Source organism: Streptomyces sp. SM1 (genome assembly GCF_002910825.1).
GTDB classification, from domain to species: domain Bacteria; phylum Actinomycetota; class Actinomycetes; order Streptomycetales; family Streptomycetaceae; genus Streptomyces; species Streptomyces okerensis.
The window spans coordinates 1-21,292 of sequence record NZ_NEUB01001054.1 but is presented as its reverse complement, the minus strand read 5'-3'; the positions used below and the strand labels follow the sequence as shown (position 1 = coordinate 21,292).

The 21,292-nt window shown below is 69.4% G+C and carries 24 protein-coding genes and 1 pseudogene; 22 read left to right on the top strand and 3 right to left on the bottom strand.

Going from position 1 to position 21,292, the window contains the following annotated elements:
- Positions 1 to 161 precede the first annotated feature (161 nt).
- From secY to truA, 12 genes are all read left to right on the top strand, one after another.
- The gene (gene secY, locus B9S61_RS39825) at positions 162 to 1,475 is read left to right on the top strand and encodes a preprotein translocase subunit SecY (protein ID WP_103546593.1); all 1,314 of its coding nucleotides are present in this window, start codon (positions 162 to 164) and stop codon (positions 1,473 to 1,475) included.
- Positions 1,475 to 2,125 carry an adenylate kinase gene (locus tag B9S61_RS39820; protein WP_103546592.1) on the top strand — a complete coding sequence of 217 codons (651 nt, stop codon included), beginning with the start codon at positions 1,475 to 1,477 and terminating at the stop codon, positions 2,123 to 2,125. Before secY ends, B9S61_RS39820 begins: the two co-directional genes overlap by 1 nt.
- 53 nt (positions 2,126 to 2,178) lie before the next feature.
- Positions 2,179 to 2,511, top strand: coding sequence for a hypothetical protein (locus tag B9S61_RS43185; protein WP_258040134.1), 333 nt, complete (start codon positions 2,179 to 2,181; stop codon positions 2,509 to 2,511).
- A 73-nt stretch (positions 2,512 to 2,584) separates the two neighbouring features.
- Positions 2,585 to 2,911 carry a hypothetical protein gene (locus B9S61_RS43180; RefSeq protein ID WP_258040132.1) on the top strand — a complete coding sequence of 109 codons (327 nt, stop codon included), beginning with the start codon at positions 2,585 to 2,587 and terminating at the stop codon, positions 2,909 to 2,911.
- 341 nt (positions 2,912 to 3,252) lie between these two features.
- The gene (gene map, locus B9S61_RS39810) at positions 3,253 to 4,089 is read left to right on the top strand and encodes a type I methionyl aminopeptidase (protein WP_103546618.1); all 837 of its coding nucleotides are present in this window, start codon (positions 3,253 to 3,255) and stop codon (positions 4,087 to 4,089) included.
- Between the two features lie 162 nt (positions 4,090 to 4,251).
- The gene (gene infA / locus B9S61_RS39805; protein ID WP_003948620.1) at positions 4,252 to 4,473 is read left to right on the top strand and encodes a translation initiation factor IF-1; all 222 of its coding nucleotides are present in this window, start codon (positions 4,252 to 4,254) and stop codon (positions 4,471 to 4,473) included.
- 61 nt (positions 4,474 to 4,534) lie between these two features.
- Positions 4,535 to 4,648 carry a 50S ribosomal protein L36 gene (gene rpmJ, locus B9S61_RS39800; RefSeq protein ID WP_003974245.1) on the top strand — a complete coding sequence of 38 codons (114 nt, stop codon included), beginning with the start codon at positions 4,535 to 4,537 and terminating at the stop codon, positions 4,646 to 4,648.
- A 191-nt stretch (positions 4,649 to 4,839) separates the two neighbouring features.
- Positions 4,840 to 5,220: a 30S ribosomal protein S13 gene (gene rpsM, locus B9S61_RS39795; RefSeq protein ID WP_103546591.1), complete on the top strand. Its 381-nt coding sequence runs from the start codon at positions 4,840 to 4,842 to the stop codon at positions 5,218 to 5,220.
- A 64-nt stretch (positions 5,221 to 5,284) separates the two neighbouring features.
- Positions 5,285 to 5,689, top strand: coding sequence for a 30S ribosomal protein S11 (rpsK, locus tag B9S61_RS39790; RefSeq protein ID WP_003956432.1), 405 nt, complete (start codon positions 5,285 to 5,287; stop codon positions 5,687 to 5,689).
- 171 nt (positions 5,690 to 5,860) lie between these two features.
- Positions 5,861 to 6,883: a DNA-directed RNA polymerase subunit alpha gene (locus B9S61_RS39785; RefSeq protein WP_003966937.1), complete on the top strand. Its 1,023-nt coding sequence runs from the start codon at positions 5,861 to 5,863 to the stop codon at positions 6,881 to 6,883.
- Positions 6,884 to 7,087: 204 nt separating this feature from the next.
- Positions 7,088 to 7,591 (top strand): 50S ribosomal protein L17, encoded by a 504-nt coding sequence (gene rplQ, locus B9S61_RS39780; protein ID WP_103546590.1) that lies wholly within the window; start codon positions 7,088 to 7,090, stop codon positions 7,589 to 7,591.
- A gap of 175 nt (positions 7,592 to 7,766) precedes the next feature.
- Positions 7,767 to 8,609: a tRNA pseudouridine(38-40) synthase TruA gene (gene truA / locus B9S61_RS39775; RefSeq protein WP_103546589.1), complete on the top strand. Its 843-nt coding sequence runs from the start codon at positions 7,767 to 7,769 to the stop codon at positions 8,607 to 8,609.
- A gap of 19 nt (positions 8,610 to 8,628) precedes the next feature.
- Here truA and B9S61_RS39770 read toward each other — a convergent pair whose 3' ends face one another.
- Positions 8,629 to 9,516 (bottom strand): hypothetical protein, encoded by an 888-nt coding sequence (locus B9S61_RS39770; RefSeq protein ID WP_103546588.1) that lies wholly within the window; start codon positions 9,514 to 9,516, stop codon positions 8,629 to 8,631.
- A gap of 74 nt (positions 9,517 to 9,590) precedes the next feature.
- Between B9S61_RS39770 and B9S61_RS39765 the strand changes: the two genes are divergently transcribed.
- The 4 genes from B9S61_RS39765 to glmM all read left to right on the top strand — a co-directional run bounded on the left by B9S61_RS39765 (position 9,591) and on the right by glmM (position 13,925).
- Positions 9,591 to 10,904, top strand: a complete 1,314-nt coding sequence (locus B9S61_RS39765) for a glycosyltransferase family 87 protein (protein WP_103546587.1) — start codon at positions 9,591 to 9,593, stop codon at positions 10,902 to 10,904.
- A 317-nt stretch (positions 10,905 to 11,221) separates the two neighbouring features.
- Positions 11,222 to 11,665 carry a 50S ribosomal protein L13 gene (gene rplM, locus B9S61_RS39760; RefSeq protein WP_103546586.1) on the top strand — a complete coding sequence of 148 codons (444 nt, stop codon included), beginning with the start codon at positions 11,222 to 11,224 and terminating at the stop codon, positions 11,663 to 11,665.
- 42 nt (positions 11,666 to 11,707) lie between these two features.
- Entirely contained in the window at positions 11,708 to 12,220 is a 513-nt protein-coding gene (gene rpsI / locus B9S61_RS39755) for a 30S ribosomal protein S9 (RefSeq protein ID WP_103546585.1), read from the top strand.
- Positions 12,221 to 12,566: 346 nt separating this feature from the next.
- Positions 12,567 to 13,925, top strand: a complete 1,359-nt coding sequence (gene glmM, locus B9S61_RS39750; RefSeq protein WP_103546584.1) for a phosphoglucosamine mutase — start codon at positions 12,567 to 12,569, stop codon at positions 13,923 to 13,925.
- Positions 13,926 to 14,482: 557 nt separating this feature from the next.
- On the opposite strand, the gene coaA is transcribed toward glmM, so the two are convergent.
- Entirely contained in the window at positions 14,483 to 15,472 is a 990-nt protein-coding gene (gene coaA / locus B9S61_RS39740) for a type I pantothenate kinase (RefSeq protein WP_103546582.1), read from the bottom strand.
- A gap of 208 nt (positions 15,473 to 15,680) precedes the next feature.
- Between coaA and B9S61_RS39735 the strand changes: the two genes are divergently transcribed.
- The 5 genes from B9S61_RS39735 to B9S61_RS39720 all read left to right on the top strand — a co-directional run bounded on the left by B9S61_RS39735 (position 15,681) and on the right by B9S61_RS39720 (position 19,980).
- Positions 15,681 to 16,451 carry a hypothetical protein gene (locus B9S61_RS39735; protein ID WP_103546581.1) on the top strand — a complete coding sequence of 257 codons (771 nt, stop codon included), beginning with the start codon at positions 15,681 to 15,683 and terminating at the stop codon, positions 16,449 to 16,451.
- Positions 16,452 to 16,567: 116 nt separating this feature from the next.
- Positions 16,568 to 18,415, top strand: a complete 1,848-nt coding sequence (gene glmS / locus B9S61_RS39730) for a glutamine--fructose-6-phosphate transaminase (isomerizing) (RefSeq protein WP_103546580.1) — start codon at positions 16,568 to 16,570, stop codon at positions 18,413 to 18,415.
- Between the two features lie 25 nt (positions 18,416 to 18,440).
- A complete protein-coding gene (locus B9S61_RS39725) occupies positions 18,441 to 18,812 on the top strand; it encodes a holo-ACP synthase (protein WP_103546579.1) in 372 nt (123 codons plus the stop codon).
- Between the two features lie 10 nt (positions 18,813 to 18,822).
- Positions 18,823 to 18,954, top strand: a complete 132-nt coding sequence (locus tag B9S61_RS43175; protein ID WP_258040131.1) for a hypothetical protein — start codon at positions 18,823 to 18,825, stop codon at positions 18,952 to 18,954.
- Positions 18,955 to 19,143: 189 nt separating this feature from the next.
- On the top strand, positions 19,144 to 19,980 hold the full coding sequence (locus tag B9S61_RS39720; protein ID WP_181007756.1) for an RNA polymerase sigma factor SigF: 837 nt from the start codon (positions 19,144 to 19,146) through the stop codon (positions 19,978 to 19,980).
- Between the two features lie 68 nt (positions 19,981 to 20,048).
- On the opposite strand, the pseudogene B9S61_RS43660 reads toward B9S61_RS39720, so the two are convergent.
- A pseudogene (locus B9S61_RS43660) lies at positions 20,049 to 20,660 on the bottom strand (hypothetical protein); the annotation flags it as partial.
- Between the two features lie 355 nt (positions 20,661 to 21,015).
- Between B9S61_RS43660 and B9S61_RS39710 the strand changes: the two are divergent.
- Positions 21,016 to 21,292: NAD(P)H-hydrate epimerase (locus B9S61_RS39710; RefSeq protein WP_308457818.1), on the top strand; the 277-nt coding region annotated here is incomplete at its 3' end.

Here is a 21,292-nt window from a genome sequence, read left to right as displayed (position 1 = left end):
GGGGGCGGTGTCGCCGGTAAGGTGGCCTGCGCTGCCCATTGACCTCGGGTGCCCCGTACGGGGCACTCACGGCGGCAGTTGACCGTTACGTAATCGTCCTTAGTCGGAATCTCAAAACCGTCACCCTTGACGCAGTTGCGCGGGGGGTCGCAGGAGGCACCGTGCTCACCGCGTTCGCCCGGGCGTTCAAGACGCCCGACCTGCGCAAGAAGCTGCTCTTCACGCTCGGCATCATCGTCGTGTACCGCATCGGTACGAACGTCCCGATTCCTGGTGTCGACTATCGCAACGTCCAGGCCTGTATCAACGCGGCCGAAGCGAACCAAGGTTTCCTCGGTATCGTCAACATGTTCAGCGGCGGCGCGCTGCTCCAGATTACGATCTTCGCGCTGGGCATCATGCCCTACATCACCGCGAGCATCATCCTGCAGCTGCTGACCGTCGTGATCCCGCGTCTGGAAGCCCTGAAGAAGGAGGGCCAGGCCGGTACGGCGAAGATCACGCAGTACACCCGTTATCTCACGGTCGCGCTCGCCATCCTCCAGGGCACCGGCCTGGTGGCCACCGCCCGCAGCGGTTCCCTCTTCCCGGGCTGCCCCGTCGCCGGCCAGATCGTCCCGGACCAGTCGATCTTCGTGACCATCACCATGGTCGTCACCATGACCGCCGGTACGGCCGCCGTCATGTGGCTCGGTGAGCTGATCACCGACCGCGGCATCGGCAACGGTATGTCGATCCTGATGTTCATCTCGATCGCCGCGACCTTCCCCTCCGCCCTGTGGGCCATCAAGGAGCAGGGCAGCCTGGCGGGCGGCTGGATCGAGTTCGGCACCGTCATGGTCGTCGGCTTCGTCATGGTCGGCCTGGTCGTCTTCGTCGAGCAGGCTCAGCGCCGGATCCCGGTGCAGTACGCCAAGCGTATGATCGGCCGCCGCTCCTACGGCGGCACGTCGACCTACATCCCGCTCAAGGTGAACCAGGCGGGCGTCATCCCCGTCATCTTCGCCTCGTCGCTGCTGTACATCCCGGCGTTGGTCGCGCAGTTCGCGGGTGGCACGGCCGGCTGGAAGACCTGGGTCGAGAAGAACCTGGCGGATCCGGGAGCGGCGCCGCACATCGTTCTGTACTTCTTCCTGATCGTGTTCTTCGCGTTCTTCTACGTGGCTATCACCTTCAACCCCGAAGAAGTCGCCGACAACATGAAGAAGTATGGTGGCTTCATCCCGGGCATCCGGGCTGGCCGACCGACCGCTGAGTACCTGAGCTTCGTACTCAACCGGATCACCTGGCCGGGTTCGCTGTATCTGGGGCTGATCTCTCTCGTGCCGACGATGGCGTTGGCTGGTTTCGGGGCAAACCAGAACTTCCCGTTCGGCGGGACCAGCATCCTGATCATCGTGGGTGTCGGTCTCGAGACCGTGAAGCAGATCGAGAGCCAGCTTCAGCAGCGCAATTACGAAGGGTTCCTCCGCTGATGCGAATCGTCCTCGTCGGGCCGCCGGGTGCAGGTAAGGGTACGCAGGCCGCCCGCCTTGCCGAGAAACTGCGCATCCCGCACATCTCCACGGGCGACCTGTTCCGCGCCAACATCGGCCGGCAGACCGAGCTGGGAAAGCTCGCGAAGTCCTACATGGACGCGGGCGATCTCGTTCCCGACGAGGTCACCATCGCCATGGCCAAGGACCGTATGAAGCAGCCCGACGCCGAGGGCGGCTTCCTGCTGGACGGCTTCCCGCGCAATGTCTCCCAGGCCGAGGCGCTGGACGAGCTGCTCGAGGCCGAGGACATGAAGCTCGACGCGGTGCTGGACCTGGAGGCCCCGGAGGACGAGGTCGTCAAGCGGATCGCCGGCCGGCGCGTCTGCCGCAACGACTCGGCTCACGTCTTCCATGTGACGTACACCCCACCGAAGCAGGAAGGCGTCTGCGACGTCTGCGGCGGCGATCTGTACCAGCGGGATGACGACTCCGAGGCGACCGTCCGCACGCGGCTCGAGGTCTACCACACGCAGACCGAGCCGATCATCGACTACTACAAGGCCCAGGGCCTTGTGACCACGGTCTCCGCGATGGGGAAGGTGGCTGACGTCACGAAGCGGGCCATGTCGGCGTTGTCCGGTTCGTAACAGCTTGCGAAGGAAGGCAGCGGCCCCCCCGGCGGGGGCCGCTGCCTTCCTTCTTGGGCACCCCGGAAGTGCTCTGCCGAGGAGGTACGGCCATCAAGCCCGAACAGTCGCCACGGTCCGACGATTCCACCGAGCGGGAGCAGCGTTCGCTGCCCCGCCGCAGGAGCCGCGGCCTGGCGGTCGCCGTGGTCGCCGCAGTCGTCGGGGTGTCGGTGGCCCTGACGGGTGGTGACCCGGAAGGGCAGTCCGAGGTCTCGGACGTGGTGGCCCGTCCGGACCGGTCCCCGCCGCGCGAGACGATAGCCGCGGGGCAGGTCGCCGTCTCGGCGTACTGCACGACGCAGCTCGTGCAGCAGCCGGACGGGGACGCGGTGAACGGGGCGTGAGTGGAGTCTGTACAACGCCGCGACCGAACGGTACGAGAAGACCGACTGGGCCTGGCTCGATGTCGCTCCCGGGATGAGGACGGCCGCGGTGCTGGAGGGCGATCTGCCCGTCAGCCGCATAGGCCTGATGAATCTGTCGACGGGCAAGGTCCGGCGCTGGATCGAGGTCGAGAAGGGCGTTGGCGGTATGCAGTTCTCGCCGGACGGCGAGCGCCTGGTGGCGACGACGTACAGCCACCACCCGGACGGCCTCTTCCAGGACGCGCCGGTGCGTGCGGAGGGTGCGTCGGAGGGTGGCGAGAGTCAGGACATGCCGGGGCCGAAGCAGAGCCGTACCGGCTTCTATGTCATCGACGTCGACTCCGGCCGGGCGGAACTCAGTGAGCTGCCGGCCAAGTAGGACAGTCTTGCGGCCATGGCCGGCACCGGGCGTCAGGACTTCTTGATTACGTATACCTCTATCTCTGGGGACCGTACAGCCGGTCCTGAGCGTAGGAGCTGTGTGCTGCCAGTCGAGGTCACCGGGTGGCAACTGTGAGGCTAGGTTGGCCAGTTGGGTCCGTCAACGGCTTCTATCGCAGACAGTACGGGTGTGACTACCGCCACGTTGCCCCTGACAGGGCGATCGGAGGCCGGTCGCGCGAGGCCTCTCCGGGAGGGCCGCCACCTCGGCTTCGGCTCGAGCGGGCGCGTATCGTGGAGGGGTTGGACATGAACCCGCGGCAGGAGGCGTCAGCCCAGATGGTGCAGATCAAGAACCCCGAGCAGATCGCCAAGATGCGTGAGGCGGGGCTGGTCGTCGCCGCCATCCACGCGGCCACCCGTGAGGCCGCCGTGCCCGGGGCCTCGACGAAGGATCTGGACCAGGTCGCCCGCAAGGTGCTCGCCGAGCACGACGCCAAGCCGAACTTCCTCGGCTACGGCGGCTTCCCGGCGACCATCTGCACCTCCGTGAACGAGGTCGTGGTCCACGGCATCCCCTCCGACGACGTCGTCCTCAAGGACGGCGACGTCATCTCCATCGACTGCGGCGCGATCATCGACGGCTGGCACGGTGACGCCGCGTACACCGCGTTCGTCGGGTCCGGCCACTCCCCGGAGCTGGTCGAGCTGTCCCGGGTGACCGAGGAGTCGATGTGGGCCGGCATCGCGGCCATGAAGCAGGGCAACCGGCTCGTCGACATCTCCCGCGCGATCGAGACGTACATCCGCCGGCAGCCGAAGCCGGGCGGCGGCAAGTACGGGATCGTCGAGGACTACGGCGGCCACGGCATCGGCACCGAGATGCACATGGACCCGCACCTGCTGAACTACGTCGAGCGCAAGCGGGGCAAGGGGCCGAAGCTGGTGCCCGGTCTCTGTCTCGCCATCGAGCCGATGGTCTCCCTGGGCACCCCGAGGACCGAGGTCCTCTCCGACGACTGGACGGTCATCACGACCGACGGCACCTGGTCCTCCCACTGGGAGCACTCCGTCGCCCTCACCGAACAGGGCCCCCTGGTCCTGACCGCCCCCGACGGTGGCAAGGCCAAGCTGGCGGAGATGGGCATCACGGCCGCTCCGGATCCCCTTGGTTAAGGATCTCCCGTGCGGGGCAGGATTCCACGATTCGTGTTTCAGGGTGCGCTGACGTAGACTGACTCGTCGGCTCTTGTGCACCCGCATGTCTGCATGTACTCACAATGTACTCACGCGGTGCACGCCAGAGTCGATCAAGGTAGTCGATTCGAAGGGCGAAGCGTGGCCAAGAAGCAAGGTGCCATCGAGATCGAAGGCACTGTCGTCGAGTCTCTCCCGAACGCCATGTTCAAGGTGGAGCTCCAGAACGGCCACCAGGTCCTGGCTCACATCAGCGGCAAGATGCGTATGCACTACATCCGCATCCTCCCTGACGACCGGGTCGTGGTGGAGCTGTCTCCGTACGACCTGACGCGTGGCCGGATCGTCTACCGGTACAAGTAGATCTTGCCCCCGCCCCGGCTCGCGCCGGGGTGATGGCACTGACCCGGAGAACCTCACACCCATGAAGGTCAAGCCGAGCGTCAAGAAGATCTGCGACAAGTGCAGGGTGATCCGCCGTCACGGCCGGGTCATGGTCATCTGCGACAACCCGCGCCACAAGCAGCGCCAGGGCTGACCGCAGCACGATCCACCCTCTGCGACTTCGCAGAACTTCGCGCGACGCGAGCAGTACACGTTCATACGCAGGTCCCGAGCCGCAAGGCTCGACACCCCCGGCTCGGAGGCCGGGGACCCGGTCCGTACCTCGTACGGCGGGCTGGGAAGCGGGCCTGTGGAAGACCTCCGACAACTAACTGGAGCCATTGAATGGCACGCGTTTCCGGTGTTGACATCCCGCGCGAAAAGCGCGTGGAGATCGCCCTCACCTATGTGTTCGGCATCGGCCGGACCCTTTCGCAGCAGACGCTGGCCGCCACCGGCGTCGACCCGAACACCCGCGTTCGCGACCTCTCCGAGGAGCAGCTCGTCGCGATCCGTGAGTTCGTGGACAACAACATCAAGACCGAGGGTGACCTCCGTCGCGAGATCCAGGCCGACATCCGCCGCAAGGTCGAGATCGGTGCCTACCAGGGTCTGCGTCACCGTCGTGGTCTGCCCGTCCGCGGTCAGCGCACCAGCACCAACGCGCGTACCCGCAAGGGCCCGCGTCGCGCCATCGCCGGCAAGAAGAAGCCGGGCAAGAAGTAGTCCTCAGCGGACGCTCATCCAGCGGTCTTGCTGCAGGACCGACCACCTCCCGTAGGAGTAATAGATGCCCCCCAAGGGTCGTCAGGGCGCTGCCAAGAAGGTGCGCCGCAAGGAAAAGAAGAACGTCGCTCACGGCCACGCGCACATCAAGAGCACGTTCAACAACACGATCGTCTCCATCACGGACCCGTCCGGCAACGTGATCTCCTGGGCCTCCGCCGGCCACGTCGGCTTCAAGGGCTCCCGGAAGTCCACGCCGTTCGCCGCGCAGATGGCCGCCGAGTCGGCCGCCCGCCGCGCCCAGGAGCACGGCATGCGCAAGGTCGACGTGTTCGTCAAGGGCCCGGGTTCCGGTCGTGAGACCGCGATCCGTTCCCTGCAGGCCACGGGCCTCGAGGTCGGCTCCATCCAGGACGTCACCCCGACCCCCCACAACGGCTGCCGCCCGCCGAAGCGCCGCCGCGTCTGATCCGGCGCGACGGCCGTCCCCGCCGACGTGGGGGTGATCCGCGCCGTCGCGTCTGATCTCGCTTCACCAGGGTTTTCCGGGCGGTACGGCTCTTTCGGGTCGTATCGCCCGTACCCTTGCCGTAATGGTCGGGCGTCAAATAGCGGGCGCCCCTGACTGAAGGATCTCCACATGCTGATCGCTCAGCGTCCCTCGTTGACCGAAGAGGTCGTCGACGAATTCCGCTCCCGGTTCGTGATCGAGCCGCTGGAGCCGGGCTTCGGCTACACCCTCGGCAACTCCCTCCGCCGTACCCTCCTGTCGTCGATCCCCGGAGCCGCTGTCACCAGCATCCGCATCGACGGCGTCCTGCACGAGTTCACCACCGTGCCGGGCGTCAAGGAGGACGTCACCGACCTGATCCTCAACATCAAGCAGCTGGTCGTCTCCTCGGAGCACGACGAGCCGGTCGTGATGTACCTGCGCAAGCAGGGCCCGGGTCTGGTCACCGCCGCCGACATCGCCCCGCCGGCCGGTGTCGAGGTGCACAACCCCGACCTCGTCCTCGCCACGCTCAACGGCAAGGGCAAGCTGGAGATGGAGCTGACGGTCGAGCGCGGCCGCGGTTACGTCTCGGCCGTCCAGAACAAGCAGGTCGGTCAGGAGATCGGGCGCATTCCGGTCGACTCGATCTACTCGCCGGTTCTCAAGGTCACCTACAAGGTCGAGGCGACCCGTGTCGAGCAGCGCACCGACTTCGACAAGCTGATCGTCGACGTCGAGACCAAGCAGGCCATGCGTCCCCGTGACGCCATGGCGTCGGCCGGAAAGACCCTGGTCGAGCTGTTCGGTCTGGCCCGCGAGCTCAACATCGACGCCGAGGGCATCGACATGGGCCCGTCCCCCACGGATGCCGCTCTCGCCGCCGATCTGGCGCTGCCGATCGAGGAGCTGGAGCTCACCGTTCGGTCGTACAACTGCCTCAAGCGTGAGGGCATCCACTCCGTGGGTGAGCTCGTCGCGCGCAGCGAGGCCGACCTGCTCGACATCCGCAACTTCGGTGCGAAGTCGATCGACGAGGTCAAGGCGAAGCTGGCGGGCATGGGTCTCGCGCTGAAGGACTCGCCCCCCGGATTCGACCCCACCGCCGCGGCGGACGCGTTCGGCGCGGACGACGACGCGGACGCCGGGTTCGTGGAGACCGAGCAGTACTGAGCGCTCCGCGAGGAGGCCTGATTCTCGGGTGCGGGTCCGCTGTGGCTTGTCGCGCCCCCGCGACGGAGTCGCATATCGACACCGTCCCGCGCCCCTTCCGGGGCGCCCCTTCGGGGTCGCCCCGGATCTCCGACAGACAACCGTCTGCTCGGATACTGACTCCGGTACCTGATACGGCCGGGGCAGACACCTAGGAGAAACACCATGCCGAGGCCCACCAAGGGTGCCCGTATGGGCGGCAGCGCCGCGCACGAGAAGCTCCTCCTCGCGAACCTCGCGAAGGCGCTGTTCGAGCACGGCCGCATCACCACCACCGAGGCGAAGGCGCGCAAGCTGCGTCCGTACGCCGAGCGTCTGGTCACCAAGGCGAAGAAGGGCGACCTTCACAACCGCCGTCAGGTGCTCCAGGTCATCACGGACAAGAGCATCGTCCACACGCTCTTCACCGAGATCGGCCCGCGGTACGAGAACCGTCCCGGTGGCTACACCCGCATCACCAAGATCGGCAACCGCCGTGGCGACAACGCGCCCATGGCCGTCATCGAGCTGGTCGAGGCGCTGACGGTTCAGCAGACCGCGGTCGGCGAGGCCGAGGCTGCGACGAAGCGTTCCGCGAAGGACGCGGAGGGCGCTGCCGCCGAGGCGAAGGCGGACCTGTCCAAGGACGAGGCTGCCGAGGCCCCGGCCGAGGAGTCGAAGGACGCGTAAGCGTTCTGGTGGGGGACTGTTCGGCTGCGGCTGCGGCTGCGGCTTCGTGGTCGCTTGTCGCGCCCGCGCGGCGGAGCCGCTGGTCGACACAGCCCCGCGCCCCCCTGGGGCGCTGTTGCGGGCCCGCTCCTTCTGAGGAGCGGGCCCGCTTCTTCGTGGGTGAGAGGATCTCCGTGTGAGTGACGATGTGCGGGTGCGGTTGGACCTTTCCTATGACGGGGCCGAGTTCTCCGGGTGGGCCAAGCAGGCCGGGGGGCGGCGGACCGTGCAGGGGGAGATCGAGGACGCGCTGCGGACCGTGACGCGGTCCGCGGGGACGACGTACGAGCTGACCGTGGCGGGGCGGACCGACGCCGGTGTGCACGCCCGGGGCCAGGTCGCGCACGTCGATCTGCCGCGGGAGGTGTGGGCCGAACACCACCCGAAGCTGTTGAAGCGGCTCGCCGGGCGGCTGCCGAGGGACGTGCGGGTGTGGGCGCTCCGAGAGGCGCCGCCCGGGTTCGACGCGCGGTTCTCCGCGATCTGGCGGCGCTACGCCTACCGCGTCACCGACAACCCCGGGGGAGTCGACCCGCTGCTGCGCGGCCATGTCCTCTGGCACGACTGGCCGTTGGACGTCGACGCGATGAACGAGGCCGCCCGCGGGCTGCTCGGGGAGCACGACTTCGCCGCCTACTGCAAGAAGCGGGAGGGGGCCACGACCATCCGGACCCTCCAGGAGCTGAGCCTGGTGCGGGGCGAGGACGGGATCGTCACCGCCACGGTCCGGGCGGACGCCTTCTGCCACAACATGGTGCGCTCGCTGATCGGCGCCCTGCTGTTCGTCGGCGACGGCCACCGTCCGCCGGACTGGCCCGGGAAGGTCCTGGCGGCGGGCGTACGGGATTCGGCCGTGCATGTCGTACGCCCGCACGGCCTGACCCTGGAAGAGGTCGGCTACCCGGCCGACGAGCTGCTGGCGGCCCGCAGCAGGGAAGCCCGCAACAAGCGGTCCCTGCCGGCCGGCAGGTGCTGCTGACTCCGTCCCGGCGGCGGCGCTACTCGTTCGCCGCCGCCGACGCCTGGGCCTCGCCCCGGCGGCGGATCTGACGGAACGTGAACTCCTGGAGGTCGTCGCCCGTGGCGAAGACCGCCTTGTCCTTCTCCGTCACGTTCTTGCCGTCGGTGAAGCCGGCCAGGGTGAAGTAGGCGTAGCGTCCCAGGGAGTTGCGGGTGGAGCGGCAGACCGCGCCGGAGCAGAAGTCCTTCACACCGCCGCCCGACAGCGACTTGACGATGCTCTTGCCGTCGGTCTGCTGCCGGGCCCTGGTCGCCTGCGCCTGGGTGTCGAACACGGCCACGCCGACCGTCACCGCCACGTTGTCCTTGGTGTAGGTGACCCGGATCAGGCGTGTGCAGCCGTTGCCGGTGAGCGCCTTGGGGAGCGTGGCCTTCGCGGCCGAGGCGCAGTTCTCGGTGTCCGCCGTCGGGCCCTTCTTGTACACCGTCTCACCCATGGTCAGCTGCGTGCCCGGGAAGAGGATGTCGGGACTCAGCGGGGCCTTGTCCTTCACCGCGCTGGCGATGAAGTCGTCCGGGTCCAGCGGAGGCGGGGCGCTCGTCGGCGCGAACGACGGGACCGTGCCCGTCGGGCTCTGTATGCCGACATCGGAGGCCCCGGGCAGCTGGGACGACCCGCCAGGCGAGGCCTGGCTGCCGCCGTTCGCCGAGACGACGGCGACCGCGACGGCCGTGCCTATCGCGACGGTCGCGAGCGCGCCGCCGCCTATGAACAGCAGCCGGCGCCGCTTGGCGCGGGCCTCGGACGCGTCGGCGAGCGCGGCCCAGTCCGGCGACTGGCCCCCGCCGTCGCTGCTCCACGGCTGCTGGGAATTCGGTTTCCAGGGATCCCACTGCTGCGGAGGTCCCCCCTGCCCAAAGCTCATGGGGCGCATCTTAGACGTGCCTTGGGGTGTGCTGGTCCGCCTCAACGGCTGGCACAGGCCTTAGCGTTGCCCGCATGGTGACGGGCAAAAGCGACATCTCGGGGTGGTTGGTGCGACCCGCGAGCGGCGTCCTGTGGGCCGGACTGGCTGCCGTGCTGGGGGCACTGACGGTCCATACGGTGCTGGTGACCTCGGGCGGAGGCATGGACAACGAGATCGTCGTGGACGCAGCGCGTACCTGGCTGGACGGCGGATCGCCCTATGACGACCGGCATTTCCTCTACTTCCCGAGCGCCGTCATGGCGGCCGTCCCGCAGGCGCTGCTGCCGCGGTCCGTGCTCGACGCGCTGGTGCCGGTGGCGGTGGCCGTCGCCCTCGCGCTGGGCTGGGCCTGCGCGCTGCGGCTGCACCGCGTGCCGCTGCGGAGCCGGCTCGCCGCCCTCGGGCTGCTGGGCCTCGCAGCCGGATTCGCGCCCTTCGGGCAACTGGTGCGGCTGGGCAACTGGACGGTGACGGCCGTGCTGGCGCTGCCCCTGTGCCTGCTGCTGGTGAGCCGGGGCCGCTGGGTCGTGGCGGGCGCGGTCATCGGGGTGGCGGTGGCGGTGAAGCCGCTGCTCGCGCCGATGGCGCTGCTGTTCCTCTTCGCGCGCCGGTGGGGGGCGCTGGCCCTGGTGATCCTCGTGCCGGCGGTCTCCTCGGTGGTGGCGGCGCTCTTCCTCCCCGACCCGACGGGATTCCTCACCCGCACCCTGCCGTTCCTGCTGAAGGGCGACGACGCCTTCGTGCGGCTCTACGAGGCGGGGCCCGCGGCCGTGCTGCCCCGGCTCGGCGTGCCCCAGGCGGCGGCCACGTCGCTGGCGGTGCTCGCGGCCGCCGTCGGAGTGCTGTGCGCGTACCGGCGCTGGCGGGGGCCGGGGCCCGTGCCGCTGCGCCTCGCCGAGACGTCCGCGGCGCTGATGCTGTCGGCGTTCCTGGTGTCACGGCCCTCCTACAACCACTACCTCCTGGTCGTCCTGCCGCTGCTGATCGCCGGCCTGCCGTACGCCGGGTCGGTGGCCCGGCGGCCCTGGTTCTGGCTCGCGCTGGTGCCCCAGCTGCCGGGGGTGACCTGGCCGTGGCTGGAGTCGGGGAAGCGCCGGGCCTTCCGGGACGCGGTCACGCTGTGTGTGCTGGCGGGGACGGTCGCGTATCACTGCGTGCGGGGGGACAGAGGGGACAGGGGAGGCAGGGGGGACGCGGAAGCCATCGGAGACAGGGGGGACGGAGAAGCCATCGGAGACGCGGGAGACAGGGGAGACACGGGGGAACGTGGGGAGCGGGGGGTGTCTGGAGCGCCTGGGCCTTCCGAAGGGTCCGTGGCGGCCGAGACGCCGCCGGGACGCGGCTGAACGCGGGCGAGTGGCGAGGGTGTGTGGGGTGCGGGGCGCGTGCGGCGTGGGAGGGGCCGGGCGGGGCCGTAGAATCGGCGGAGGCCACCGGCGGTGAGCTCGTTTTGACCCGCCTGGCCGAGCATGGGTATTCTGCATGTTCGTTGTGTGTAGTGGCTTGCTCATTCTCACGTGAGGGGCCCTTACACCGGTCCACCGGACCGATGACCAGCGACCAGCGCGCGGTTTGCGTCACCGCAGTGCGGTCAAGGCTGTCGTGATCGTCTTCGGTGACCTTGTCAGGACCACATTCACTGAAGAAGCGAAGGCTACGAACCGTGCGTACGTACAGCCCCAAGCCCGGCGATGTGACGCGCCAGTGGCACGTCATCGACGCTCAGGACATCGTCCTGGGTCGTCTGGCCTCCACTGCGGCCTCCATCCTGCGCGGCAAGCACAAGCCGATCTACGCGCCCCACGTCGACACCGGTGACTTCGTCATCGTCGTCAACGCGGACAAGGTGCACCTCTCCGGCAACAAGCGGACCCAGAAGATGGCGTACCGCCACTCGGGCTACCCGGGTGGTCTGCGCTCCGTCCGCTACGACGAGCTGCTCGCGAAGAACCCCGAGAAGGCCGTCGAGAAGGCCGTCAAGGGCATGCTCCCCAAGAACACCCTGGGCCGTCAGATGCTCTCGAAGCTGAAGGTCTACTCGGGCGACCAGCACCCGCACGCTGCCCAGCAGCCGGTGCCGTTCGAGATCACCCAGGTCGCGCAGTAAGTCCGGCCACCCCCTAAGACTGAACAGAATCTGAGGAGCATCGTGGCCGAGACCACTGCCGAGCAGCCGCTCGAAGAGCTTGACATCGACAGCTACACCACCGAGTCCGAGGTGCCCGTCGAGGGCGAGTACACCTCGGAGTCCATGGCCGCCCGCTTCGGCGAGCCCCAGCCGGCCGCCGGCCTGGGCCGTCGCAAGAACGCCATCGCCCGCGTCCGGATCGTCCCGGGCACCGGCAAGTGGAAGATCAACGGTCGCACCCTCGAGGACTACTTCCCGAACAAGGTGCACCAGCAGGAAGTCAACGAGCCCTTCAAGGTGCTCGAGCTCGAAGGCCGTTACGACGTCATCGCCCGCATCGCGGGTGGCGGTGTCTCCGGTCAGGCCGGTGCGCTCCGTCTCGGTGTCGCCCGTGCGCTGAACGAGGCGGACGTGGACAACAACCGCGGCGCCCTGAAGAAGGCCGGCTTCCTCAAGCGCGACGACCGTGCGGTCGAGCGCAAGAAGGCCGGTCTGAAGAAGGCCCGCAAGGCCCCGCAGTACAGCAAGCGCTGATCCCAGGCGCTCGCGCGTACTCCGAACGCCCCGGCGGCACGCCACAGTGCTGCCGGGGCGTTCGTTTATTCAGTGTCGTGGGCGTATAACGGCACAAGGCGCTCAAACGCTAATGTGATCGGATGGTCGGGGCGTCGGCCGTCGGGTACGGCCGCTGCGGTACGTGCCCGGTGATGCGGAGCCGCACTCTCGCATCGTGACCGTCGCGACCGTCGGAACACATCACAAGCTTCGTCAGTGGCACAACCGTCGGCCGTACGGGTGGGTCCAACCCCCCGGCGGGAAGTCGGCGGCGCGGCCCGGCCCCGGTTCGGCCTTCGACACTGGCGCATCCTCAGGAGGACAAGTGGGACGACTCTTCGGCACGGACGGTGTGCGCGGTGTCGCCAACGTGGACCTGACGGCGGAAATGGCGCTCGGTCTGTCCGTCGCCGCCGCGCACGTACTGGCCGAGGCGGGCACGTTCGAAGGACACCGGCCCACAGCCGTGGTCGGGCGTGACCCCCGCGCGTCCGGAGAGTTCCTCGAAGCCGCCATGGTCGCCGGCCTCGCGAGCGCGGGCGTCGACGTCCTGCGCGTCGGCGTGCTGCCGACGCCGGCGGTGGCGCACCTCACCGGCGCGCTCGGTGCCGACCTCGGTGTGATGCTCTCCGCCAGCCACAACGCCATGCCCGACAACGGCATCAAGTTCTTCGCCCGCGGCGGGCACAAGCTCGCCGACGAGCTGGAGGACCGGATCGAGTCCGTGTACGAGGAGCACCGCACCGGCGCTCCCTGGGACCGCCCGACCGGCGCCGGCGTCGGCCGCGTGCGGGACTACGCGGAAGGGCTGGACAAGTACGTCGCCCACCTCATCGGCGTTCTGCCCAACCGGCTGGACGGTCTGAAGATCGTCCTCGACGAGGCGCACGGCGCCGCCGCGCGGGTCTCGCCGGAGGCGTTCACCCGTGCCGGGGCCGAGGTCGTCACCATCGGTGCCGAGCCGGACGGGCTCAACATCAACGACGGCTGCGGCTCGACCCACCTCGGCCTGCTCAAGGCCGCCGTCGTCGAGCACGGGGCCGCCCTGGGGATCGCGCACGACGGCGACGCCGACCGGTGCCTGGCCGTGGACCACACCGGTGAGGAGGTCGACGGCGACCAGATCCTCGCGGTGCTGGCACTCGCGATGCGGGAGCGGGCCGCGCTGCGGTCCGACACCGTCGTCGCGACGGTGATGTCCAACCTCGGCTTCAAACTGGCGATGGAGCGGGAAGGCATCCAGCTGGTGCAGACCGGTGTCGGGGACCGGTACGTGCTGGAGGAGATGAAGCGGGAGGGCTACGCCCTCGGGGGCGAGCAGTCCGGCCACGTCATCATCCTCGACCACGCGACGACCGGTGACGGCACGCTGACCGGGCTGCTGCTCGCGGCGCGGGTCGCGGGAAGCGGGCGTCCGCTGCGGGAGCTGGCGTCGGTGATGCAGCGTCTGCCGCAGGTGCTCATCAACGTGCCGGATGTGGACAAGTCCCGGGTGAAGACCTCCGCGGAGCTCGCTGCCGCGGTGGGCGAGGCGGAGCGTGAGCTGGGCGAGACGGGGCGCGTGCTCCTTCGGCCCTCGGGCACGGAGCCGCTGGTCCGCGTCATGGTCGAGGCCGCGGACATCGACCAGGCGCGGTCGGTCGCGGGACGGCTGGCGGACGCGGTGAAGTCGGCGCTGGGGTAGTCGGCGGTCGGGTAGTCGGAGGTGCGGGCTGCGTGGGCCGCGGCGTCGTCCCTTCGGGGCGGGCGTGGCGCTCCTCGTTCCGGCCGGTGCGGCTTTTCGGCCGGCGGTGGTGGGTCGTATGCCTGCGGCGCAGCTTTCGGTTCGGTGGGGGTGTGCGTAGCGCCCACGGTCGGTGGGTGGGTCGGGGCCGGGTCGGGGGTGTCCGTCCTCGGACCGGCGCGGAATCGGTCGCTCGGCAGGGCTCGGGGCGTTGACGCGCCAGTCGCTGCGGGCGGGCACCCCCGTCCCGTCCCCTTCCCGCCGCGCGCGAGCGGTTCCGCCCACCTTCGCGGCTGTGCCGCGCCATGCAGCCGCGGGCAGTCGTGCCTCCCCCAGTGCCTTGAAGGCCTGGGAGGTACCCCCAGGGCGGCACGGGTGGGCGATGGGGGTCCCCCCGCTCGAGCGCAGCCGAGAGTGGGGGAGGCACCCCGCAAGCGCCGGGCTGCGCGACACCCCCCGCCCAGCCCGGCCGGAGGTCAGCCTTGACGGGGTGTTCGTGGGTCCCCCGGGAGGGGTCCTTACAGCTTGCGCAGGCTGAGGCGCTGGACCTTGTGGTCGGGGCCCTTGCGCAGGATGAGGGTGGCCCGGCCCCGGGTCGGGGCGATGTTCTCGACGAGGTTCGGCTTGTTGATGGTGCGCCACATCGTGCGGGCGTAGTCGAGCGCCTCCTCCTCGGAGACCTGGGTGTACGTGCGGAAGTACGAGGACGGGTCCTGGAACGCGGTCTCCCGCAGCCGCTTGAAGCGGTTGAGGTACCAGCGCTCGATGTCCTCGGTGCGGGCGTCGACGTACACGCTGAAGTCGAAGTAGTCGGCGAGGCCGACGCGGGTGCGGCCGTCCTGGCCGGGCAGCGCGGGCTGGAGGACGTTGAGCCCCTCGACGATCAGGATGTCCGGGCGGCGCACGGTGAGCTCTTCACCGGGGACGATGTCGTAGATCAGGTGGGAGTAGACGGGGGCGGTGACCTCGCCCTTGCCCGCCTTGATGTCGGCGACGAAACGGGTGAGCGCGCGGCGGTCGTAGGACTCGGGGAATCCCTTGCGCGACATCAGCCCGCGCTCCTGGAGTTCCTCGGTCGGCAGCAGGAAGCCGTCCGTCGTGACCAGCTCCACCCGCGGATGCTCCGGCCAGCGCGACAGCAGGGCGCGGAGCAGCCGGGCGACCGTGGACTTGCCGACGGCGACGGAGCCGGCGACCCCTATGACGAACGGCGTGCCCGACTGGGAGCCCTGCTCGCCGAGGAACGTGTTCAGCGCGCTCCGCAGCCCCTCGGTGGCGCCGACGTAGAGGTTGAGCAGCCGGGACAGCGGGAGGTAGATGTCCCGCACTTCGTCGAGGTCGATGACGTCACCGAGTCCGCGCAGCTGTTCGACCTCCGCCGCCGACAGCGGCAGCGGCGTCTTCTCGCGCAACGCGCTCCATTCGGCGCGAGTGAGGTCGACGTAGGGAGTCGCCTCCGGCCGTTGCCGGTGGGCGCTCCGGGGGATCGAGGAGACCGGATAGATCACAGTCCATTGTTAACGGAGTTCGAACGGGGCGGCAGGTGGGCTGCGTCACGCTTGTGCGTCTCCGGCCGTCCCTCCGGTGATCCTCCGAGATCACGTGGTGATCACGGTCGGGTCCCCGAGTGGCGACGTGGTGATCATCGGTGGGTCGGTTGTGTTTACAGTGCGGCCATCGTGTCGCGGATCTCCTCCGCGCTTTTGAGAATCGTCTGTGAGAACTGGCCCCGTCCGCCGTACGCTGTTCGCCGCTTCTGCTGCCGCGCTCGCCCTGTTGGTCACCGCCTGCGGTGGCTCCGGCGACGAGGACAAGGCCGACGACAGCAAGGCGAAGGCGGACTCGAGCGCTCCCGCGGCCGAGGCGCTGACCGCCGCCGAACTGGAGAAGGCCGCGCCGGCGCAGGCGGACGTCAAGGACGGCAAGGTGACGAAGGTGCCCGCCGCGGAGGACATCGCTGCCGACAAGGTCAAGGCCGCGGACGCGGCCTGCAAGTCGCTCGCCCACCTGCAGATGAGTGTGCCCGCCGGCTCGCCCGCCGCCACGGTGAAGCGGGCCTGGACGAGCGAGCCGCAGAAGCCGGCCGCTGATGTCAGCCCCGAGGACGCCCTGCTCGCCGGGCTCAACGTGAACAAGATGATCGTCACGCTCGCCTCCTACGAGGACGGCGGCGCCGAGCAGGTCGTCAAGGACGTGGACGCCGCCGTCGGCACGTGTGCCGGAGGCTTCGCCTATGACGCCATGGGTGAGTCGTTCAAGATCCTGAAGGTCGAGAAGACCCAGGCGTCCGGCGGCGACGAGACGGTCGGGATCACGGCGACCCTGGCCGCGGAGGAAGGCGTGAAGGCGCCCATGAAACTGGTCGTCGCCCGCAAGGGCGCCACCGTCGCCTCCTTCACCGTCACCAACTTCGCCTCCGCCGCCACCGGCGAGGACTTCGACTTCCCGACGGCGGTCTCCGACACCCAGCTCGGCAAGCTCGCCTGACGCATCCCGTGTTCCGTTCCCACCGGTGCCCGGGACTTTCGTGCACCGGTGGGAATTTCCGATTTCGGGCACGCGAAGGCGGTTTGCGGCGGCTGACGGATCGTAGGCTGCCGGGCATGTGCGGAATCGTGGGATACGTGGGGCCGCAGTCGGCGCTGGACGTCGTGACGGCCGGACTGAAGCGACTGGAGTACCGGGGCTACGACTCGGCGGGTGTCGCCGTGCAGGCCGACGGCGGACTGGCCACGGCGAAGAAGGCCGGGAAGCTGGTCAACCTGGAGAAGGAGCTGGCCGACCGGCCGCTGCCGGCCGGGACGACCGGCATCGGCCACACCCGCTGGGCCACGCACGGCGGCCCGACCGACGCCAACGCCCATCCGCACATCGACAACGCGGGCCGTGTCGCCGTCGTCCACAACGGCATCATCGAGAACTTCGCCGCCCTGCGCGAGGAGTTGGCCGAGCGCGGCCACGAACTGCACTCCGAGACGGACACCGAGGTCGTCGCCCATCTGCTCGCCGAGGAGTTCTCCGGCTGCGCGGACCTCGCCGAGGCGATGCGGCTGGTGTGCCGGCGTCTGGAGGGGGCGTTCACGCTGGTGGCCGTCCACGCGGACGAGCCGGACGTGGTGGTGGGAGCGCGGCGGAACTCGCCGCTGGTGGTGGGCGTGGGGGAGGGGGAGGCCTTCCTCGCCTCGGACGTGGCCGCGTTCATCGCGCACACCCGGGACGCCATCGAGCTGGGTCAGGACCAGGTCGTCGAGCTGCGCCGCGACGCGGTCACCGTCACCGACTTCGCCGGGGCCGCGGCCGACGTCCGCGAGTACCACGTCGACTGGGACGCCTCCGCCGCCGAGAAGGGCGGCTACGCCTCCTTCATGCTCAAGGAGATCGCCGAGCAGCCGAAGGCGGTCGCCGACACCCTGCTGGGCCGCATCGACGGGGCGGGCTCGCTGACGCTGGACGAGGTCCGGATCCCGGCAAGCGTGCTGCGCGAGGTCGACAAGGTCGTCATCGTCGCCTGCGGTACCGCCTTCCACGCCGGACTGATCGCCAAGTACGCCATCGAGCACTGGACGCGGATCCCGTGCGAGGTGGAGCTGGCCAGCGAGTTCCGCTACCGGGACCCGATCCTCGACCCGCAGACCCTGGTCGTCGCCATCTCCCAGTCCGGCGAGACCATGGACACGCTGATGGCGCTGCGGCACGCCCGCGAGCAGGGCGCCAGGGTCCTCGCGATCTGCAACACCAACGGCTCCACGATCCCGCGCGAGTCGGACGCGGTGCTGTACACGCACGCCGGGCCGGAGGTGGCCGTCGCGTCCACCAAGGCGTTCCTGACGCAGCTGGTCGCCTGCTACCTGGTCGCGCTGTACCTGGGCCAGGTGCGGGGGACCAAGTGGGCCGACGAGATCCGCGCGGTGGTACGGGACCTGTCCTCCGTCTCCGGCGCGGTGGACCGCGTCCTGGAGACCATGGAGCCGGTACGGGAACTGGCCCGGTCGCTGGCGGCCAAGAACACGGTGCTGTTCCTGGGGCGCCACGTGGGCTATCCGGTGGCACTGGAGGGGGCCCTGAAGCTGAAGGAGCTCGCCTACATGCACGCGGAGGGCTTCGCGGCCGGTGAGCTGAAGCACGGGCCGATCGCGTTGATCGAGGACGACCTTCCGGTGGTGGTCGTCGTCCCGTCGCCGCGCGGGCGGTCGGTGCTCCACGACAAGATCGTCTCCAACATCCAGGAGATCCGGGCGCGCGGTGCCCGCACGATCGTCATCGCGGAGGAGGGCGACGAGGCGGTGGTGCCGTACGCGGACCACCTGATCCGCGTCCCGGTCACCCCCACGCTGCTCCAGCCGCTGGTGGCGACCGTCCCGTTGCAGGTGTTCGCGTGTGAGCTGGCCACGGCCCGCGGCAACGAGGTGGACCAGCCCCGCAACCTGGCGAAGTCGGTGACCGTGGAGTAGGCGCGGGTCGCCGTAGGGTGCCCGTGTGAGCATCATCGGAGTCGGGATCGACGTGGCCGAGATCGAGCGGTTCGCGGAGTCGTTGGAGCGGACGCCGGCGCTGGCCCGGCGGCTCTTCCTGGAGAGTGAGCTGTTGCTGCCCAGTGGGGAGCGGCGCGGTGTGGCCTCCCTCGCCGCGCGGTTCGCCGCCAAGGAGGCCCTGGCCAAGGCGCTGGGTGCGCCGGCGGGACTCTCCTGGACCGATGTCGAGGTGTGGTGCGAGGACAGCGGGCAGCCGCGGTTGCGGGTGGAGGGGACGGTGGCGGCCCGGGCGGCCGAACTGGGCGTGCGGTCCTGGCACGTGTCCCTCAGCCATGACGCCGGGGTGGCCTCGGCGGTAGTCGTCGCGGAAGGGTGAGGCCGGTCACATGGGATCGCTGCTCGCCTTTCCGGGGGCCGGGGTCGACCTGCCGGTCCGGGGGGACGCGTTCCTCCTCGTGGCCGCTGTGCTCACCCTCGTCTTCGCCTTGGTACGGCTGTTCCGGAAGCGTCGGCGGTGACCTCCGGCGGGATACGTCGGAAGCGCCGCCGGTGACCTCCGCGGGGGGATCCGGGTGTGTGGTCCGTGACTCTCGTAGGATTGTTCCGGAATGGCGGTGTGTGCATCGCCCGGATGGGGGTAATCGCTGGGAGCCGGAGCCCGGGACCGGGAGCCGATCGATTTGGGAGGGCTAGCTGTGACGTCGACGATGGCGCGGACGGACCGAGCTCAGAGCGTGACCGAGCTGCCGGAGGTCGCCGATCCTGGCCAGGTCGCGCCCCAGGACGCACGTGAGCTGTCCAAGCAGTTCTTCCGCCGGCTCACGGAGCTGGAGGAGGGCACGCACGAGTACCAGTACGCGCGCAACACGCTGATCGAGATGAACATGTCCCTGGTCCGCTACGCGGCCGGCCGGTTCCGCAGCCGCGGACCGGAGGAGATGGAGGACATCGTCCAGGTCGGCATGATCGGTCTGATCAAGGCGATCGACCGGTTCGAGCTGTCCCGCGAAGTGGAGTTCACCTCCTTCGCGATCCCCTACATCGTCGGTGAGATCAAGCGGTTCTTCCGGGACACCTCCTGGTCGGTGCATGTGCCGCGGCGTCTTCAGGAGGCCCGGGTGCAGCTGGCCCGCGCCACCGAGGAACTGCGCAGCCGGCTGGGCCGTACGCCCTCGACCGCCGAACTCGCCCAGCTCATGAGCCTGACCGAGGCCGAGGTCAACGAGGCCCGGATCGCGTCCAACGGCTACAACTCCTCCTCGCTCGACGCCGCCATCGGCAGCGAGCCGGACGGCGAGAGCGTGCTCGCGGACTTCATCGGCACCGAGGACGCCGCACTGGGACTGGTCGAGGACTTCCACGCGCTCGCCCCGATGATCGCCGACCTCGACGAGCGCGAGCGGAAGATCGTGCACTGGCGGTTCGTCGAGGAGCTGACCCAGGCGGAGATCGGTGAGCGGCTGGGCTGCTCCCAGATGCATGTGTCGCGGCTGCTGTCCCGGACGCTGAAGAAGCTGCGGGCGGGGATGCTCAGCACCAGCTGAGGCGAGCGCGGCGGAGACGTGTGGTGCGGGGTGCGGCCTGACGGGCCGCACCCCGCGTTCGTGCGCTGGCAGATCGACTGGCTGCTGTTCACCAGACGGTTGTTGCGGAACGTCGTGTTCTCACCGCAGGGGCTCTCGCGGATCGACGAGTTCGTCATTGTCAGGTTCTGGACGGTGATGTCCCGGTTGTTCGCGAACTCGGAGCGCGCGGCGAGGCGGATCTCGCCGCCGCCGGTGACCGTGCCGCTCCGGGCGGCGAGGTTCACGTTGAAGCAGTTCTCGATCAGGATCGCGTCGTTGCCGGTGTTCGAGAGGGTGATCCCGTCGATCGTGGCGCCGCCGCTCTCCGACACGCAGAAGACTCCCCGTCCGCCGCCGCGCGCGATGATCTCGCCGACGCGGATGTTGGTGGGGTAGGAGCTGCCGATCCGTCCGTTGCGGTTGGCCATGCGGAACGCCGCGTACCCGGTGCCGGTGCCCGCGTTCTCCGCGTCCACCCGGGAGACGGTGGCGTTGACGGTCTGGTTCAGCAGCAGGCCCGACTCGCCGACGCCGCGGGCGGTCACCGTACCGATGGTGAGGCCGTCGACGCCGTACGTCTCCACGGCGTGGCTGGACGCGCCGGAGACGTGGACGTCGTCGATGCGGACGTTGCGCGTCCACTGGCTGGTGTCGCCCCGGGGCAAGGGTGGGACGAGTGGCGGTCGTGGGGGGTGTTGCCGCGGTGGCGGGGGCCGTCATGGTGCCGACGGTGGTGAGGAGTGCGGTGGCGCCGGCTGCTGCGAGAAGTGCGGCTCTGCGTCGCATGGGTCCTCTGTCTCTGTCTCTGTCTCTTGTCTCGGTCGTCAGGTGGCGTCGAACGATTCGACTGAATCGATTCACCCGGTGGGGGGCGGAGAGTTTGGCAAGGGCATGGCAGGGAGTCAAGGAGTCGGGCGGGTGCGGCCGGGGAAGCGGGTGAAGCGGGTGAAGCGGGTCAGCGGACGGAGCGCCGGATACGAGAGCCGGCCGCTCTCGTGCGGGAGACTCGGACACATGCGTACTGCGTACAGCGTGGAGACGGTCAGGGCGGCGGAGCGGGAACTGATGGCACGGCTGCCGGAGGGTGCACTGATGCGGCGCGCGGCCGCCGGACTCGCCGCGGCCTGCGCGGATGTGCTCGGGCGGGTGTACGGCAGCCGGGTCGTGCTGCTGGTGGGCAGCGGGAACAACGGGGGCGACGCCCTCCACGCCGGTGCCCGGCTCGCCCGGCGCGGCGCGGGAGTGAGCGCGGTTCTGCTCGCGCCGGAGCATGCCCATCCCGGAGGGCTCG